We start from the raw sequence: 18,701 nt of genomic DNA on the forward strand, positions 1-18,701 counted from the left end.
CGCCATACGTCCGATTGATCTACCCAATTCATAAATACCGATTATGCCGCCAACTACGCCAATAGCGAGAGGTACCAAGCCACCATTTACTTGTTCAATTTCAGAATCATTTAACGTTTTCATTTGTCTTCCCTGATTACTTAGAAGCTTCATATCCGGCGTAGCCAGAACCACTGATGAGCGCAACAAGTACAATAAAGGGAGCGAGACCACCGCTTACATTTTCAATTTCATTACCATTAAGTTCGTACATATCAATATCCTTTTAATTAAGTAGTTGCTTCAGAAAATCCGAAGCCGAACTCAGTATGGGGTCGTTAGCTAAACAAAGAATCTGTCTTCTAGAACAGTTTTCATTGAGTTGAAATAATAAGGCTATTGCATAGCCAATCCGACATGGGTTGTCTCTTCATCCATGCCAATGTGAGCCAAAACTCGTATCATTTGTCGCATCAGCAGGCCGCTTAGAACCTTATGCTTTACGCTGTTTATTCTGCCCCAATCCAATACGCCGGTATGTCATCGTTACCGCCTTGTCGCGGCTACCGTAGACCCGTCGCTTGTTCCTTCGCCGAATTCATTAATTTAATTTATCATTTAAATGATTAAATTAATTTAACTTTGTGACGAGCTTCGTTAATACTACAGGTTATTCATTTGTAAATAGATTGTGAGGCTAACAATGGCTGGATTTGACAAAGTAGTCCAAAGTTATGAGCAAGCCATGGCGGGATTAAGCGATGGTATGACGGTTATCGCAGGCGGATTTGGCCTGTGCGGCATTCCAGAAGGGTTGATTGCTCAAATTAAAACTATGGGCACGAAAGATTTAACCTTCGTATCAAACAACTGTGGCGTGGATGATTTCGGGCTGGGGATCCTGCTAGAAGACAAGCAGGTAAAGAAAATGATTTCTTCGTATGTCGGTGAAAACGCCTTGTTTGAGCAGCAAATGCTCAGCGGCGAACTGGAAGTTGAACTAACCCCACAAGGAACCCTCGCTGAAAAGATGCGTGCAGGTGGTGCAGGTATTCCAGCTTTCTACACCGCCACAGGCTATGGCACGCCGGTTGGCGAAGGAAAAGAAGTCAAAGAATTTAATGGTCGTCCTTACATATTGGAAGAATCCATCACGGGTGATTTTGCCATTGTCAGAGCGTGGAAAGCGGATCGATACGGTAACTGTATTTATCGCCACACTGCTCAGAACTTCAATCCCATGGCGGCTACCGCAGGAAAAATTACCGTGGTTGAAGTTGAAGAAATTGTCGAGCCAGGCGAATTGGATCCTGCTCATATTCACACCCCCGGAATCTACGTTAATCGCGTGATAAAAGGTACGTTTGAAAAACGTATTGAACGTCGCGTCGTCAGCAAATAGGAGTTTACCCCATGGCATTAACCAGAGAGCAAATCGCTATGCGTGTCGCCCGAGAGTTTAAAGACGGCGATTACGTGAATTTAGGCATTGGTATTCCCACGTTGGCGGCAAACTATGTTCCTGACGACATCTCAGTCATGTTGCAATCCGAAAATGGCTTGCTCGGAATGGGCCGCTACCCTACCGAAGCAGAGCTTGATGCCGACATGATTAACGCTGGAAAAGAAACGGTGACGGCGATCACCGGCGCGTCTATTTTTTCCAGTGCGGAAAGTTTCGCAATGATCCGTGGCGGTCACGTAGATTTTACCGTACTGGGTGCATTTGAAGTGGATGTGAATGGCAACATTGCGTCGTGGATGATCCCGAAGAAATTGATCAAGGGCATGGGGGGTGCAATGGATTTGGTTGCCGGCGCGAAGAATATCATCGTCACCATGACGCACGCAGACAAACACGGAAACTCCAAATTGTTACAGGAATGCACCCTGCCCTTAACCGGTGTTAATTGCATCACGCGGATTATTACCGACTTGGCTGTACTCGCGGTGAAAGACGGCGCATTTCACCTTACTGAGCGCGCACCGGGCGTTTCGGTAGATGAAATCCGGGAAAAAACGGCGGGGAAATTGGTGGTGCCAGACTCTGTGCCGGAAATGAAGCTGTAAAACACTTAAGTGATAGCGCTGGTTAAAACGACCAGCGCAGATCCTTTCCTGTCGTTTCCACACAAAATCAGCGATAATTAGCGCTGATTGTTGTGAGGAACAAAGCACGTGTTATTTTCAGATCTGCCCATTGATCATCGCGTTAAGAAAGCGCTAGATGCAAAGCAACTTAGTGAATTGACCGCAATTCAGCAAAAAGTGATTGCCCCCGCCCTAAAAGGCAGCGATGTCGTCGCGTCGTCAAAAACCGGTTCGGGTAAAACGTTAGCATTCCTAGTGCCCTGCGTGCACAGGCTTCTGACCAGCAGAGCGCTGACAAAAAAAGATCCCCGTGTTCTGATTCTGGCACCAACTCGAGAGCTCGCAAAACAAGTTTTTGGCGAGGCGCGATGGCTGACCGCGAACATGAGTATTCAATGTCAGTTGATCGTCGGCGGCGAAAACTACAACGATCAGATTAAAGCGCTGCGCCGAAACCCGCACATCATCGTGGGCACGGCGGGAAGAATTGCAGACCACTTAGAGAATAAGTCATTTTTTATTAATGGGTTGGAGCTGTTGATCCTTGATGAGGCGGATCGCATGCTGGATTTAGGCTTCAGCGATCAACTCAACCTAATCAACCGGTACGCCGATCATCGCAAGCGCCAGACAATGATGTTTTCTGCCACCATCGGTAAAGTAGCCGTGGATGCCCTCGCCGACACTTTACTTTCCTCTCCCGTCAGAGTGGCCGTGGGCAGTGACAACGAACAGCATCGTGATATACAACAACACATGATGTACGTCGATCACGTGGAGCAAAAAGATGCCCTTTTACCTGCCCTGTTAAAAGACCAGCCACATAATCAGGCGATCATTTTCGTTGCAACACGCAGCGACACAGAACGGCTAGCATCGGCGCTAAATAAGCAGGGGTTTGATGCCATTGCCTTACACGCAGAGTTGGCACAGAACCAGCGCTCTAACGTGATGAATGCCTTTATGCGTGGCCAGCACTCGCAGCTTATTTGCACAGACGTGGCGTCGCGCGGGCTCGACTTACCTCATGTTGAGCTGGTCGTTAATTTTGATTTGCCGAAGCAGTCTGAAGAATACATCCACCGAATTGGGCGAACAGGTCGAGCGGGTAAAACAGGCAAAGCTATCTCGCTGGTAGGCCCTCGCGACTGGGCAAGTTTTGTCAATATTCGCGCATTGCTTGATTACACGTTAGACACCATGGTTGTGCCCGGCTTTACAGCCAAGTTCGCCGGTCATGACGATAGAAAATCGATAGCTAAAGCTGTGCCGGCATCGAATGCCGGAGCGAAAAAGTCAGCGAAGACTGACCCTGAAAAACCCAAAAAGCGCGTGAAATCCATGCAAGGCGTTGAAGTTGGGGATGCTCCCATAAAACGTAAGCCCAGAGCACCTGTGGTTGATGATGATCCTGATACGGAAGATTGATTCATGTTGCTTTAATCTACTCGTTGTATACCGCATTACTCACGACACTGTGGTTTCTCAGGTTGTGAGTATGCATAAATAATATACGGTATCCAGGTTCTTCCACGATCGTTCGACGCTTCAATGTGTGTCTTTCTCTGGCATGCCTTAACTTCCACTCTGATTTGAAATGCGAGCCAACGACCATCCATTGCTGGAAAAAAGGTTTTGCTATTCAAATTTGTGACAACCAAATCGCCATTCTCCACGATATCACCTTCGTAGATATCCATCATTCCCCACGTATCATCTGACACGAGATAGCGGTATTTGTCTCGATATTGATCATAGGCTGTGTGAACCACAATATTCCAACCGTTGTGACTCTGGGTGACGTTTTTCTGCTCAAGTAGCATTCCGTTAAGGCGCTGGCTAACCTCAACCTCGTTGGGTAACTGTGCCTGCCATGTTTTGCCCTTATCGTAGGAAATCGACATCGTCGATTGCCATTGCCCTTTTAACAGTGCCAAGCGCTGCATCGCGCTGAGTGGCGCCGCACTGGGGCTAGTTTGCTGCACACCGTAACTTTGCCCAATTGAGCACATCAGCATGCCGACAAAAACACAAAATCGAACCTTACATCGTTTGAAACGAGCGTTGCGATTGGCCTGTGCACTGGCTAGCGCGGAAATGTGCTTTTGATAAAACCCGATAATTGATGCTAGAAACATAACCACTCGCTCATTGAATTTATCCTGTAAGAATGGACATCAAAACAGGTCTAAAAGCGCGCCAAAATCACTTTGTGATGAACGGAGTAATGGTGTATCCAACAGAGGTAACCCCCTAAAATCGACTAAATTCGAGCATAAATTCATCAAAATCACCTGATCCAGGCGTGTTCTCGCTGCCAATAGTCGTCTCTTCAGTGGTGTATCGCACCGGTAATCTGCCCACTGGTTTGTACTGCTGTGTTTTTTGGGATATTAATAATTCACCTCAAGCCAACACGAAACGTGAATGAAAGTTACTTTTAAGCATAGTGTGGCTATTGTCTCGTTTAGCGTGGCAATTTGGTCATTGATCCTCGTTATATCCGCGTTGAGTCGATACCGGCTGATAACACAGGTCGGTCAAACGAGCACTTTTATGGATCAATTAGTGTACGTGTGGCCTTGGTATATCTCCTGGTTCTGGTTTACGCCACTACTGGTAATTGTAGTCAAAATGTTCATTACCGAGCGCACAACAGGTTTCGCTTTCATGGCAAAGCATCTGGCGCTTTTTTGTGTGTTTTTCCCTTGTTACTTCCTTTCTTTCGGGTTGAGTGTTTTTCTGGCAAACGGTGAACTCGTTGAGTCCACCAATTTTGCTGAGGGATTAACACGGTATTTTTCCCAAAACTACTGGGCAGAGGACTTCACCATTTACGTTTGTATCATGCTTGGGGCATACGTATCCGCGTACTTGCAACAGATCCGTATCAAGGAAAAAGAAAACCTGATGCTGCAAACGCAACTCTACAAAGTGCAGCTAGATGCATTGAAATCGCAATTGAATCCGCACTTTCTCTTCAATGCACTGAATACCATTTCAGGCCTGATGCGCATGAAATCGAGTGATACAGCAACTTCTGCCATTGCGGAACTCAGCTACATGTTGCGTTCGATTTTAGAGCGGCAAGAAGATGTTGTAAGTGTGAGAGAAGAAGTCCAGTTCATTGAAAAGTACATTTTTTTTCAAACGTTGCGTTTTGAAAAAAGACTGGTAACCGAAATCAAGATAAGCGAAGACGCCAAGAATATGAAAATCCCTTTTCTCTTACTGCACACATTGGTTGAAAACGCGATCAAACACGGTGCTCAGGAAGAGGGAAACGTTAATACTATCCATTTATCAGCGACTCTCTTAGACAAACGCTTACACATTCAGTTGGCCAATACCATGGCGACTGAACAAAAACATGAAGGGTTTGGCATTGGTTTGTTAAATTGCAAAAAGAGGTTAGAGCTACTCTACCATGATGATTTTGAATTGCGTTCGAACCAATGCGCAAACAATCAGTATTTGACAGTGATCAACTTACCGGCGGAGCAAATGCATGTTTAAAGTGCTAGTGGTAGACGACGAGACAATTGCGCGCAACAACATCACCATTTTATTAGGTGAGCGTGACGATATTTCGTATGTTGCTGAAGCTGATAACGGCGAAAAAGCGCTTGAGCTTCTGCAAAGCGAGCATTTTGATATTGTGTTTCTCGATATTCAGATGCCAAAGTTAAATGGATTGGAAGTTGCCGACCTTATCTGCTCACATCAGATCACCGCGCATATCGTCTTCGTAACCGCATTCAATCAGCATGCCGTGAACGCATTTGATGTTAACGCGGTAGACTACCTTCTTAAACCGTTCCACGATAGCCGCTTTCACCAATCGGTTAACAAAGCCATCCATGTGACGCAATGCGAAGAGCGATTTAAACAAGTCGATAATATTGCAAACACTATCGGTTCGCTATTTAAACCGCTCAACAACAAAGCGAATAAAATCGCTCTGAAAGAAACCGGGCGAATAAAACTGATCGATATTGATGATATTCAATACATCAAAGGCGCTGGAAACTATGTGGAGATAGTCTTTGTATCCGACAAGACCTTACTGCACAGGGAAACGCTGAAATCGATATATCATAAACTACCGCCTGACAGGTTTACTCGTATTCATAAATCCACCATCGTGCGCAACGATCTGATTACCGAGCTGGGTCCTACGCCAAAGGGGGATTACTGGCTGAATCTCAAAACGGGAGCAAAATTGCTGATGTCACGTAGAAATCGCGAATTACTGGAAAAATTGCCCTGATGTGATCATTAGCGCAGCGTAGCACCAAAGTTAAAAAGCGTCACCGTCGCGAAGGTCACAGTCTCCTCGGAACGCAATAGGGTTGCTATTAACCTTTGAGTACGCACGCAACCAGCTATTTGTCTAACACTCTCGCTCACGGTGCATCACATTGCGCCACGTTACCCCACTCTTATCTATTCCAAAGTGCTTTTCGTATATTGGGTTGATTAAAAGTACAGCATTTTCTTATTTTGTACCCGACTCAAGAACAACGGGTTACATCAATGGGAGTATCTAAACCGGATTTCAACCGTTTTAAACCGCGTCTCCTTCTGTTCGTGGAAACCGCATTTTGCTCAGTGAACTTACCCGCTAAATTCCACCATAGTTCAGGCGTGGTGTCACCATGCCAGAGACCAGGAATGCATATCCACAGTATAAAAGAGGTTTAAAATGCACACCCATAATAGAATAACAACAGCAGTTAAGTTTGCGCTTATATCATCGATTGCCAGCGTGGCAATATCTGGACAAGCAGTGGCACAGGAGGCTGATGCTGATAAGGGTTTTGAACGCATCGCGGTGACAGGTTCTAGTATTAAAAGAACTGATATGGAAGGAGCGTTACCTGTTACAACGCTGACTCAGGCAGACATTGTTAGAACAGGTGTTACTTCTGTCCCTGACTTAATCCAACAACTACCTTCAATGCAAGGTTTCACAGCACCTTCTCAAAGTGTGGGTGGCGGTGGTGGCGGTGTTGCAACTGCTTCACTTCGCGGCATTGGTGGTGAATATACGCTGGTACTACTAAATGGTCGCCGCTTAGCTGCTTCAGGATCGGGTAGTTCCATCGACGTAAATACCATACCTCTTGCAGCTATAGAGCGCGTTGAGATACTAACCGATGGTGCTTCTGCACTTTACGGCGCTGACGCTATCGCAGGTGTCATTAACTTTATCTTGAAAAAAGACGTACAGGAAACAACTGTTCAGGTGCGTTACGACAAACCACAGGACACCGGCGGTGAGAACTTGACTTTCAGTCTTACCACGGGGTTTGGTGATTTGTACGAAGATGGTTTCAACATCTCTTTATCTGCTTCTCGTGAAGATCAAACACAATTGCGCAGCGTAGACCGCGATTTTTCCAAAACCGGTTTTATTCCGTTCACTCATAACGGTGACGACCTAATGTTCGTTGCTGCTTCGTCAAATGCCATTCCTGGAAATGCGCGAGTTCGTTTCTGGCATCCAGATGGCGTAGACAGTGATGGTGATGGAACGCCTGATCGTCTGACGGCTACTTTTAACCCTTACCGTTTTGCCAACGGCCAGTGTGGCCCTAACAGCGCGCCGTCAAACAGCTCCACTGCAACATCACAGGTCGAAACGTGTGTATTCGATTTTACCTCTACGCTAGAAATTCTGCCTGAGTTTGTTCGCGACAACGTCATTTTAAACGGCACGTTGGAGCTGGGTGACTCAGCGGAAGCCTATGGTACAGTTAACTACTCGAACTTTGAAACAATTGCTCGTATCGCCCCCTATCCTACGGGAAACTTTCTAATCCCAACGGATTCTGCTTTGGTACAAAACGAAGTTCTCCCTAACCTGCCCAGCAATGTGCTTGGTTTCACTCCACAGCAAATCATTGACAACATTGCGGATGTGGCCGCTGCCTGGCGTGTACTTCCTGGTGGCAATCGGACCAATGAGTTTTCTACTGATTCTCTGTGGGCAAACTTTGGTGTACGCGGTGAATTCGGCGAGGTTTCGTACGATCTGTCTTTCACTCACGCAGACAACGAACGTAGCGATAATATCCTTACGGGTTACCCCATTACATCAGCGTTTGTGCCACTGGTATCGTCAGGTGCGGTGAACGTATTCGCCGCTCCAGAGGAGTTGAGCGATGAGGATCGTGCTGCGGTTCAGGCGACGATGTATAACGGGCTGCGTCAGAAAACAGACACGGGGTTAACCATGTTCGAGGGTTCGTTCTCTGCGCCAGTATTTGAGTTGCCGGGTGGTGAAGTCTACTTAGGTGGCGGCTTTGATTATCGCGAAATGACGTTTGAACAAACTGCGTCTGACGCTTATCAGCAAGCGACCATTTTGTTCGTAAGACCACTTCCTGAGTTTGACCTTGACCGAACGTCCTACGGAGCATTCTTAGAAATGGTCACTCCTGTTACTGACAATCTAGAAATTACCGGTTCTTTGCGTTATGACGACATCAGCGACATCGACGCCTCTGACACACTTTGGAGTGATCTGGATGGCGACGGAACTAATGATCCTACCAGAAGCGCTGAAACTCGCGGTGTTGATATGGACGATACAACGTACAAACTAAGTCTGGCTTACCGCCCAACTGACGAGTGGTTGATTCGCGCTTCAACGGGTACTGGCTTTAAGGCACCGACTATGTTGCAAGTGGCGCGTCCAAGAACACCCTTTGGTGTAACGGGTAACGTTTATGATTGTCCGTTTACAGGTAGCGATCCGCTGGCACAGTTCTGTTTAGATCCACAATCCCAATACTCGGTCGTTAATCAGGGCAATCAGGCTTTGCAGCCAGAAGAATCAGAGCAGTACTCATTCGGTGTTGTCTATGGCGGTGATGAGCTCGAGTTCAGTGTTGACTATTTCAACATAGAATTGACCAATCAGGTATTACCGGCAACGGAAGGCCAAATCTTCGGAAATCCTCAACAGTTCCGCGACTTGTTTACTACACAGGTTAACCCGGGTACTGGTGAGCAGGAACTGGCGATGATTTCTGCAAGTGCTAACGTTGGTGAAGCCAATATTGAAGGTATTGATTACAGTGTGTCTTTCTCTAACCAAATTGGTTTTGCTGAACTTAACACTAACATTGCTGGTACTTACATGATTACAAACAACTATCTGCGTACCGGCACAGGTACAGGTGATGTTGCTGCAATTTTTGATAGCAGCCTGGGTCAGAAAGGTCCTGACGATAATGTAGTATTCAGAAATCGTATTCGTATTGTTAACACCCTAGTACACGGTAACTTCGCTCACTCTGTCAACATCAACTACCAGAGTGGTTGGACTGATGAAAACTTCGCTGGCGGCGACTCAAGCATCCGTCTGGCGTCTGATTTAGGCCGAGTCTATGAGGGTGGCGTGCAGTTAGATATTCCGTCCTATACAACGGTTGATTATCTGACCACGTACAACTTTGATGACATGGTTAAAAATCTGGATGTTACCTTTGGTATCAATAACCTATTCGATAAAGCGCCGCCTCTTGCCTTCGGTGAGAACAGCGGGCACCAGGAAGGTTTCGACCCTCGTTATTATGATGTATTTGGTCGTATGTACTACGTGAACGCAACGTATTCATTTTAAGTTGTTGCGGTGGACATTTCACTAATGACTTGAGATGGATTTCGGATTTAGTGATTGAGTACAAAAAACCGATGAACAAAGTTCATCGGTTTTTTTCTGTGTCCTACTATTATTCTTGCTCAGCAGCACTAACTCAGTCACTTGCTGCATTATCGCGGATCTTCTAATCAGGCAATGGCACGCCGTCTTATTCAGGGTTTTGTATCGGAAAAATAGCCCTGCAGAACCAACCTGTAATTTACATCACCAATCATTCATATCGTCCCTTTCGGGATTCATTCTGTTCGCGGAATAGTTATATTAATTGTGCAGGCGTAGTGAACCTGCACAGCACTTTGTGCTGTCTCCCTGGAAAGGTGGGGAAAACATGCTCCGCCTTTCCAACCTCCTAAATTATTGCATTATCTGCGTTCCAGCTGGTGCTTCTTCGGCTTGATTTCTGTAACACGTCACATACTGCTAGCCGATATTGGGCTTTTTAATTTTGCGGTTATCAAGGAGCTTTGATGCTACTAAGCTAAAGCCTTTGCCAAGGCATCGGTCAGGATGGTATTTTTACGTCAGGCTTTTCTAGGTCGTTCGCGCTTTGGTGATATTGAGTTGTTTGCGGTAATGGTGCAGTTAGTTCAGCGACAAGGTCAGGAATCAACCATAGTTAGCCAGAGTCTCTCAACCAACCTTTAAAGCCAGACTAAAATATTGAAGTTTATCAGGACAAGCTTGCTTATCGGAAATGGCTGAGGATTTCGGCTTTGAACTGTCTTGAAACAGGTAATTCAGCGCCATTTTTCAATTTAACCGTGTAGTCTCCCCGTTTGCTGGTTGTTAGCTCTGAGATGGCGCTAAAACGCACAATAGACGAGCGATGAATGCGAATAAATTCTTGTTCGTTGAGCTTGTCTTCCATTGTAGACATCTTTTCTCGGTGCAATATCATTTGTCCGTTTTTCAAAAAGATCTCAACATAATTCCCACTCCCAGACAGATATACAATATCTTCAATACTAATAACGCGTATTTTACCGACTTCTTTGATAGGGACTATCTTATGCGCAGCTTTGCTAATATGTTGGCATATACTGTCAAGTGCATGCTTGATAGAACTGAGTTCCTGGCCTGGCACACCATTGCTTAAGCTGTCGTTGATCCTGACAACAGAATCAGCGAAGCGATTGTGTTCGAAGGGTTTAAGCAGGTAGTCTGTCGCCCCCAGATTAAACGCTTCAATTGCGAAACCTTTATGTCCGGTAACGAAAACAATCACTGATTTGCCCAAAAATATCTTTGCCAGTTCAACACCATTTATCCCTGGCATTTCTATGTCGAGAAACGTGACATCAGGACGCTCGTTAAAAAACATGTCTACTGCTTTTGATGGCGTATCAGACTCGATAATCTCGCAGTCAGGAAAATGCTCCCGCAATAGAGAAGCCAGGTTGTCGATAGCAAGTTGTTCGTTGTCTACAATTAGTACTTTCATCAATGAATCCCTTTCAAACTTAGGCCTGCTAGCAAAAAATTACATTTTAACCCAGCTTGAGCGCTCTATTCTTCAGATCGTGGTTTGCGTTGGTTTCTAGATTGTTGTTTGAAGTGAACTGCGCCGCAACGAAATCGCCTTGATTTCCCGTAATGTCGCCGAGAGATTCACCTTCACTGCGCAGATCAATTGTTGTTAACGTAACCAATCTGGCTTGCGGTTCTGGAGGAGTTACTTTACATGCTGCTAGCGCACTCACTACACATGCGACAAATACATTTTTAATATTGGTTTTCTCCAAATAACTGAAACGAAATGTACATGCCTTAATAGAGAAAATATGTTTGCAAATTGTAATCTATTGTTAGGTGATGCCGAGAAAGCTGGCTCAGTAGCATGAGGAAGTACCGGCGTATAAAGCGACAAGTCATTGAGACTGAAACGCCAGACACTTCGACGTTAAGAGGGAATTGTCGAAGTACCAACCTTCGCCTGAAGTTTAAGATTGGGAATGTCAGTTCCGTTGTTACAAATGTTATTTACTTCCTGACATTTTAAGCACCGTCAAATGGTTAGGCTATTGACGTTGTTTAATTAAACTATTGAAGGTAAAAAATGCTTTTTTGTAATCGCCATCGTCTAAGATTCACAGTTTTTATGTCAGTCCTTATTTTGTTCGGTTGTGGGAGCAATGACAATGCCTTGCCTAGTCCTCCACCAAATGATCCTCCTCCGGACCAAAATCCACCGGTTGTTAAAATCCCCGATGGCGTCTGGGAGTGGATTGGATTTGGAAGAGCCATTAATGTCTCAGGCGACAGCATCGACATGTACGACTTTACGCGTCAAACGTGTTTGATGGTGGGTAGCACGTCTCAAGCGGAGTTTGCTACTACGTTAACCATAGACTCAATTGAAGCAGAAGAATTCGTCGCAACCGACGATGGCGCAAAGCTAGTGTACTCTGCAAGAGATTCCATACCGGCAGCGTGTCTTGATGATAGATTGATCACTGATAACAGCCCCGTATCAACCCTTGAACATACGTTACATAACTTCAATGACTATTATCCATTTTTTGAGGAACGAGGAATAGTAGACTGGGAAGAGCGTATGGAAATTGCGAGATCTCAAGTGAATAGCCAAACAACAGATGAAGAGTTGTTAGCTACGCTTATCGAGCTTATTGCTGACTTAGGCGACGGTCATGTGAGTTTAACTGCAGGCGATGATTTCGAATTTATTCCCCTTAATCAAGAAGGCAAAATAGCAGACGTTTTGGCGCAAGGTTTTCAGAATCAATCAGAAACTACTGATTTCGATACTTATGTAAATGATCAGTTTGCACGAATGTTTGCAATTCTTGATAGCTATTTTGACCCCGGAAGTTTTGCGAATGCTGGCGGTGAAAGTCAGGATGTTATTCAGTGGGCCACGATTGGGAACGGTGTTGCTGGCTATATTGAAATCAATGGTATGGGCGGTATCTCTACAAATTCAGCGGTTAGTGACCTCGCAGCAGCTGAAGACCTAATGGACCAAGTGCTTACTGATCTAGCGCATACAGAAGCCTTAATTATCAATGTTGCGGTAAATGGTGGTGGTGACTTAGCGATTGCTGATGCAATTGCGAGTCGTTTCTCTACTGAAACAGTAACGGTTAGCGCTTATGAGGCCTTTGGTTATGATGATGCTAACACACCACAACAAAGTCCTCGGGTTCAGCGCGAACTAGCGCCAACCGATCGCGTTTCGTATAGCCGTCCGATTGCCACAATTTCCGGACCAAATACCTATAGTGCAGCAGAGCATTTTCTACTATCAATGCGCGCGCTGAAACATCCTGTCTGTTTTATTGGTGAGCGATCAGACGGGATCCTTTCAGCACCTTTGGATAAGCAGCTGCCGGCAGAAGGTGCAAGGTTAGGCTTATCTAACATGGTTATCTACGATCACACTGGACAAGCTTTTGAAGTGGTTGGCGTGCCTGTTGATATTGAATCGACCACTTTTGAGGTTGTTGACTCGAACTCAGATAGCAATCAAGCAATGGATGCCGCACTGTCAGCGCTTGGTTTTGGGCACCTTGTGAATCGTGACACGCAAGCAGCCGATTGCGCTTTCAAGGATGCAAGAATGCGATTTGAAATCAGCGCACCATAGAAACGATAACGAAGATAACGGCGTGGCAATATAGAGCTTGCTCTTGAGCCCCCCTGCTTACGCATAAATTCCCAATGATTTTAAAAAGACACCCTGTAGCGACACAGAAAAACCCGTTTATGGATAGACACTAGAGAAGTCAACGTGCTGAGCATAGCGTTGAGATTGCGCGAGTACATTCGCGCGAAATCAATGAGAAGAAGACTCAACGGAGACATGCATGTATCACACAACACAAATTAAACAAAAACGAATAGCACGGTGCATCAGGTGCGCAATTGCCGGTTCAATCGTGAGTTTGAGCATAGCACCACAGCTTTCCGCTCAAGATGCGAGCGAAGAAGCCATTGAAAAAATAAGCGTTACGGGGTCACGTATCAAATCCGCGGAACTGAGCTCTGCATCACCATTACAAATTCTTAACGCTGTCGATATTGATGCCTCTGGTATCGCCAACATACAGGAGCTATTGCTCGACAACCCGACCTTTGGCACCCCGGCCATCAGTAGAACCAACTCAAACTTCAATACTGCCAGCGCCGGTATTGCGACGGTGGACCTGAGAAATTTAAATACTTCTCGAACGTTAGTCCTTGTTGACGGTAGACGCTCAGTTGCCGGGCAACCAGGAACCAGTGCGGTCGACTTGAACACGATTCCGGCTCAATTCATAGAACGCGTAGAAATTTTAACGGGCGGTGCATCATCGGTTTACGGATCTGACGCCGTGGCAGGGGTGGTGAATCTGGTACTAAAAGACAGTTTCGAAGGTTTCAACTTTGAAGCTCAATACGGCGAAAGTGCTGAAAGCGATAACCAACAAACACAACTGTCAATGACGACCGGGGGCGAGACCGCCTCAGGCAAAGGCAACATCATGTTTCACTTGGGCTACACTGATCAAGGCGCGGTATACTCCAGAGATAGGGATCGCTCTGATACCGACATTTTCAGTGAGTTCATTTTCTCCGGTGATCCCAGCGACGCTTTCGTGGCTCGTTCGCCTTTCTTTTCATCGTTTCCACCACAAGGTAGATTCGATGCGGGAGGTACCCGGTATACTTTTAACCAGAATAATGAATTGCAGGCGGGATTTAGTACTAATGGCAATGGTCAGATCGGACCCGATGGCTTTAATAGAAGTGCGTTCCGAACAATCGCTATTCCTACCGAACGATACCTAATTGCTTCTAAAGGCGATTACGAGCTGCATGAAAACCATAGTTTCTTTTTTGAGAGTCAGTACGCGTCAACCTCAACCATTTCAGAGCTTGAGCCCTTCCCTTTTGCTTCGGACAACATTTATGCAGACGGTGTAGTGCCTCTGCAGTTTCGCGCACAGGATGCTGACGGCAACGATGTAATTCTCACCAATCCATTTGTACCCGACGATATTTTGAACAACGCGACTGTGAACTCAAGCGGGCTTAAAGAATTAGACTTCTTCGCGAAACGCTTGTTGGACGTAGGCAATCGTGGTGCCACAGCAGAGCGAGATACATTCCGCTTTGTGACCGGTATCGAGGGAGAAGTGTTCGATGAGTATTTCTACGAGGTTTATTACGTCTACGGCAAAACCAAAGAAGCGCAAGTGTCCAGCGGGTTAGTCAATGTACAGAACTTTCGATTTGCTTTGGAGGCAGTGGTTGATGAACTGGATTTCGACGGTGATGGGCAGACAAGCGATTTTGTGTGCGTAGACGCAACGGCGCGGTCATTCGGTTGTGTACCGATTAATATTTATGGTTTTAATTCTATTTCTGAGGATGCTCTTAAATACGTAACCGCACCTGCACTGTTGAGTACCGCCGTGACCCAGGAACTTATTGGTGGGAACATAACCGGCGACTTATTTGACTTGCCGGCTGGACCGATTGGATTCGCGGCAGGATTCGAATATCGAGAGGAAACCTCTCGCAGTGAGTTTGATCCGCTTCAGCAAGCAGGTCTTAATGGAGGTAACGCCATACCTGCCACCTTTGGTGAATTTGATGTGACGGAAGGTTACATTGAAGCGAATATCCCGATCATTGAAAATGTGAATATTCGCAGCGCAGTGAGAGCCTCTGATTACTCTACGGTGGGTAGTACAACCAGTTGGAACATTGGCTTGGAGTGGGAAATTTCCGACACACTACGTTTTCGCGCAATAGAGGCCTTGTCGACAAGAGCACCTAATATTAACGAATTGTTCTCACCACCTTCGCAGACTTTTCCGTCTGGGCTGAATGATCCCTGCGCCGCTAACGTTACCGCACAATGCTTGGCCGATCCCGGTGTAGCCGCCAACATCGCTGAAAACGGCTCTTTCGTACTGACCCAAGCCGACATTCAGGGGATCAGCGGATTTAACCGCGGCAACCCGAACGTCATTGAAGAAAAAGGACGCTCGACAACGCTTGGGTTAGTGTGGTCGCCAACCGACGAACTCGATGGGCTAGGCGTAACGGTAGATTACTTTGACATTGACATCGAAGACGCGATAGTCGGTACAGGCAGGCAATTTATCCTTGACCAGTGCTACAGCGGTGCTGACGTCTCCTTTTGTGACTTTATTACACGCCGCCCTGCCGCCATCGGCAGCAACAATGCGGGTTCGATTGAGTTTATAGACAGCGGCGTATCAAACAGTGGTGGATTGGGCACCGAAGGTGTCGATCTCACGGTCAATTATCGCAGCGAGATAGGCAATGGCAGTCTGACAACACGCCTAGCCTATACTTATGTAATCGATGGCTTTACCGTGCCATTACCGGGCGCCGCCGAAAACCCATTTGTCGGTGAAATCGGTGCCTCTGAACACCGTGGAAACCTGAACATCGCTTACACGCTGCAAGACTTTTCCATCACTACGGGAATTACCTATATCGGCAGCGCGGATCTGGATGATCAGTTTTTAGCCGGATTCAACCTAGATCCTGGCTCAGTCGGTGTTGGTTCTGAGACCATTGTCGACCTTCAGGCAAACTACTTTCTGACCGACCAAATCTCTGTTTATGCGGGTGTCGACAACCTGTTCGACAATGAGCCACCACCGATTATTTCGGGGCTACCAAGTAACAGCACGGGTACCGAAACTGACGCAGGTACCTACGATCCGATAGGCCAACGTTTTTACGTGGGTGTTCGTGTCAACCTGTAATTAGGATGATCTCAGCAAACACTGCCCTAATACGGTGGTGTTTGCTGTTGCCCATGGCTGAGTTGCTCGTAGCGCGGATCGATAGTGTTGGTTTTTACGCAGTCAGTGCATACCTTAACCTATTGATCAGGTTTACATATTCAAAGGAAATCTTCTGTTGAAATGGAATGATTTACGCGGCTATCAAAAAGCTGCTTTTTGGAATGCCATCGTATTCGCGACTTTGTTTGCGCCCGAAATTACCTTGTTACTTCATTTTGGCGGTATAGAAGTTGTGTTTGCCTTTATCGCTTATTATTTCTCCCCCCTGTTCAGTCAAATACAAGTATTCCTGACCAAAATTCAGATCGCCGCCGCGAGTTACCAAAATAGTGCATCAGCGAAGCCCAAAGTATTCTTTGTGCAAGCTGCGTTTTGTTCTTTGGCTTTTGTCACCACAGGGTCCATCGCCTTTGCCGGGGTGTTTTTCATGCCCAGCTTGGCATTCAATGGCGTATTGATTTGAGTTTATGGAGCCACCGTTAGGAGGCGCCACGCAACGCCTTGGTATTCAGCGCATTTGAGTGAAGTGATGCTGCATGTGGTTACGCTGATTCAGAATTTCGTTTCGAGCCAGCCGGGATTGTATTGCTTTTTAAAACTGATGAAGGAAAAGTTGACTACTCAGTGTTAGAACTCAACCAAGCTGGTGGTAAATACACATTTGGCAGAGAGTAACGAAAAATTGATTGGCGGATGAGCGCTTATCGAGAAATGGTCATTCACAAAAAAAGCTGCGCAAACGCAGCTTTTTTTGAATGTTGCAATGATCAGTATTCCCACCAACCTTCCTGCCACCACTCTAAAAACTCTTCGAAATCGATGTAGCCGTCGTGGTTATCATCAATGAGATTAAAGCCTTCCTGCACACGGTTGGCCTTAGTTTTAGGGGAAAGGATGGTCAACAATTCGACAAATTCGGCCATATCAATCTGACCATTTTTATCTTTATCAAAATAATCGAATTCTTTACGAACCTCGGCTATTTGGCTTTCAGTAAGCTGTTTATCAGTCACTCGTTTCTCGCTTAATCTTTAACATGTTTCTTTTTGTATTGTCAGTGTATCGCTTATGGTGCCTAACTGTCTACGCAAGGAATGATTTCTGTATTATCAATACGGTTTACCCATCGCCTTTTTCTGCGCCCGGCGTGCAGCGGCTTTTTCCTGTCGGCGCTTCTTGGTCGCTTCACGGGCGTCACTGCCAACATGAGCCTCGTCACGCTGCTGTGCCAAATTGACCTGTTTTTCGCGCTCTCTAAAGCGTTTTATCTGTTCTTCAGTGTGTTTACCAAAACACTGTGGGCAACTTACACCGGGTTCAAATTGCTCGCTCAATTTGTCTTCCGCCGTAATCGGTAACCGGCAGGCATAACACTGGTCATAGTGACTTTTATTCAAATCATGGTCGACTGCAACCCGATTATCAAACACGAAACAATCCCCTTTCCACAAGGACTCTGATTTCGGCACCTCTTCGAGATATTTCAATATTCCGCCCTCAAGATGGTACACCTCGTCGAAACCTTGTTCTTTTAAGTAAGCAGTGGATTTTTCACAGCGGATCCCACCGGTACAAAACATGGCAACTTTCTTATGCTTATTCGGGTCGAGATTCGCTTTAACGTACTGAGGAAACTCCCGAAAGGAGCCAGTGTGCGGGTTCACAGCGTGTTCGAAAGTACCAATCTCTATCTCATAGTCATTGCGAGTGTCGATCACAGTCACCTCTGGATCAGCGATCAATGCGTTCCAGTCGGTGGGCTTAACATAAGTTCCAACGGTTCTGCGCGGGTCGATCCCCTCAACGCCCATGGTGACAATTTCTTTCTTTAACTTCACTTTGGTGCGATAAAACGGCTGTTCGTCATGAACGCTGATTTTGTAAGAGATGGGATTGACGCGCTCGTCTTGATTCAGCCATGCTAACAGGGCATCAATACCTTCCTGACTGCCCGAAACAGTGCCGTTAATACCTTCTTCAGCCAGTAACAACGTGCCCTTGATGGCGTTATCTAACATAACGTCCGTCAACGGTTGGCGAAGTGATTGGTAATCATCTAGCGCGACGAATTTGTACATCGCGCACACGAGAGTGGTGCTCATAATTTATCCTTTGCGAATTGGAACGTAAAACCAGGGCAAAATGCGGCGCGGATAATAGCAAAGTTCACC

General features: G+C 46.1%; 16 protein-coding genes. 9 read left to right on the forward strand and 7 right to left on the reverse strand.

Translation table 11 applies throughout. The annotated features are described in order from the left end of the window. Positions 1-153, reverse strand: a 153-nt coding sequence (locus tag KIU71_RS18120) for a class IIb bacteriocin, lactobin A/cerein 7B family (RefSeq protein ID WP_214131708.1), incomplete at its 3' end; no start/stop codon positions are given. Further along, positions 137-253, reverse strand: a complete 117-nt coding sequence (locus tag KIU71_RS12150) for a class IIb bacteriocin, lactobin A/cerein 7B family (RefSeq protein ID WP_214131553.1) — start codon at positions 251-253, stop codon at positions 137-139. The genes KIU71_RS18120 and KIU71_RS12150, both read right to left, overlap by 17 nt. Before the next feature lie 429 nt (positions 254-682). On the opposite strand from KIU71_RS12150, the gene KIU71_RS12155 reads away from it, so the two are divergent. From KIU71_RS12155 to KIU71_RS12165, 3 genes are all read left to right on the forward strand, one after another. Further along, positions 683-1,381, forward strand: coding sequence for a CoA transferase subunit A (locus tag KIU71_RS12155; protein WP_214131554.1), 699 nt, complete (start codon positions 683-685; stop codon positions 1,379-1,381). Between the two features lie 11 nt (positions 1,382-1,392). Then, a complete protein-coding gene (locus KIU71_RS12160) occupies positions 1,393-2,049 on the forward strand; it encodes a CoA transferase subunit B (RefSeq protein WP_214131555.1) in 657 nt (218 codons plus the stop codon). 108 nt (positions 2,050-2,157) lie between these two features. Continuing rightward, the gene (locus KIU71_RS12165; protein ID WP_214131556.1) at positions 2,158-3,498 is read left to right on the forward strand and encodes a DEAD/DEAH box helicase; all 1,341 of its coding nucleotides are present in this window, start codon (positions 2,158-2,160) and stop codon (positions 3,496-3,498) included. A gap of 35 nt (positions 3,499-3,533) precedes the next feature. Here the strand turns inward: KIU71_RS12165 and KIU71_RS12170 are convergent, their stop codons facing one another. Further along, positions 3,534-4,208: a DUF1579 family protein gene (locus KIU71_RS12170; RefSeq protein ID WP_214131557.1), complete on the reverse strand. Its 675-nt coding sequence runs from the start codon at positions 4,206-4,208 to the stop codon at positions 3,534-3,536. Between the two features lie 289 nt (positions 4,209-4,497). On the opposite strand from KIU71_RS12170, the gene KIU71_RS12175 reads away from it, so the two are divergent. From KIU71_RS12175 to KIU71_RS12185, 3 genes are all read left to right on the forward strand, one after another. Next, positions 4,498-5,586, forward strand: a complete 1,089-nt coding sequence (locus KIU71_RS12175; RefSeq protein ID WP_214131558.1) for a sensor histidine kinase — start codon at positions 4,498-4,500, stop codon at positions 5,584-5,586. After that, the gene (locus KIU71_RS12180) at positions 5,579-6,340 is read left to right on the forward strand and encodes a LytR/AlgR family response regulator transcription factor (protein ID WP_214131559.1); all 762 of its coding nucleotides are present in this window, start codon (positions 5,579-5,581) and stop codon (positions 6,338-6,340) included. Before KIU71_RS12175 ends, KIU71_RS12180 begins: the two co-directional genes overlap by 8 nt. Positions 6,341-6,775: 435 nt before the next feature. Beyond that, positions 6,776-9,703, forward strand: coding sequence for a TonB-dependent receptor (locus tag KIU71_RS12185; protein ID WP_214131560.1), 2,928 nt, complete (start codon positions 6,776-6,778; stop codon positions 9,701-9,703). A gap of 724 nt (positions 9,704-10,427) precedes the next feature. Here KIU71_RS12185 and KIU71_RS12190 read toward each other — a convergent pair. Further along, complete coding sequence (locus KIU71_RS12190; protein WP_214131561.1) at positions 10,428-11,183, reverse strand: LytR/AlgR family response regulator transcription factor; 756 nt, start codon at positions 11,181-11,183, stop codon at positions 10,428-10,430. Positions 11,184-11,229: 46 nt separating this feature from the next. Next, the gene (locus tag KIU71_RS18125; protein WP_390881874.1) at positions 11,230-11,442 is read right to left on the reverse strand and encodes a DUF4156 domain-containing protein; all 213 of its coding nucleotides are present in this window, start codon (positions 11,440-11,442) and stop codon (positions 11,230-11,232) included. Between the two features lie 398 nt (positions 11,443-11,840). On the opposite strand from KIU71_RS18125, the gene KIU71_RS12200 reads away from it, so the two are divergent. From KIU71_RS12200 to KIU71_RS12210, 3 genes are all read left to right on the forward strand, one after another. After that, positions 11,841-13,346: a S41 family peptidase gene (locus KIU71_RS12200; RefSeq protein ID WP_250207473.1), complete on the forward strand. Its 1,506-nt coding sequence runs from the start codon at positions 11,841-11,843 to the stop codon at positions 13,344-13,346. Positions 13,347-13,638: 292 nt separating this feature from the next. Continuing rightward, positions 13,639-16,488: a TonB-dependent receptor domain-containing protein gene (locus KIU71_RS12205; protein WP_315853287.1), complete on the forward strand. Its 2,850-nt coding sequence runs from the start codon at positions 13,639-13,641 to the stop codon at positions 16,486-16,488. A 157-nt stretch (positions 16,489-16,645) separates the two neighbouring features. After that, positions 16,646-16,993: a hypothetical protein gene (locus tag KIU71_RS12210; RefSeq protein WP_214131565.1), complete on the forward strand. Its 348-nt coding sequence runs from the start codon at positions 16,646-16,648 to the stop codon at positions 16,991-16,993. Positions 16,994-17,297: 304 nt separating this feature from the next. On the opposite strand, the gene KIU71_RS12215 is transcribed toward KIU71_RS12210, so the two are convergent. Together KIU71_RS12215 and trhO are read right to left on the reverse strand one after the other, a co-directional pair. Next, positions 17,298-17,543 (reverse strand): EF-hand domain-containing protein, encoded by a 246-nt coding sequence (locus KIU71_RS12215; RefSeq protein ID WP_214131566.1) that lies wholly within the window; start codon positions 17,541-17,543, stop codon positions 17,298-17,300. 96 nt (positions 17,544-17,639) lie between these two features. Further along, positions 17,640-18,632, reverse strand: coding sequence for an oxygen-dependent tRNA uridine(34) hydroxylase TrhO (gene trhO / locus KIU71_RS12220; RefSeq protein WP_214131567.1), 993 nt, complete (start codon positions 18,630-18,632; stop codon positions 17,640-17,642). Positions 18,633-18,701 lie beyond the last annotated feature (69 nt).

It is taken from the genome of Alteromonas oceanisediminis, assembly GCF_018474025.1.
GTDB classification, from domain to species: Bacteria; Pseudomonadota; Gammaproteobacteria; order Enterobacterales; family Alteromonadaceae; genus Alteromonas_E; species Alteromonas_E oceanisediminis.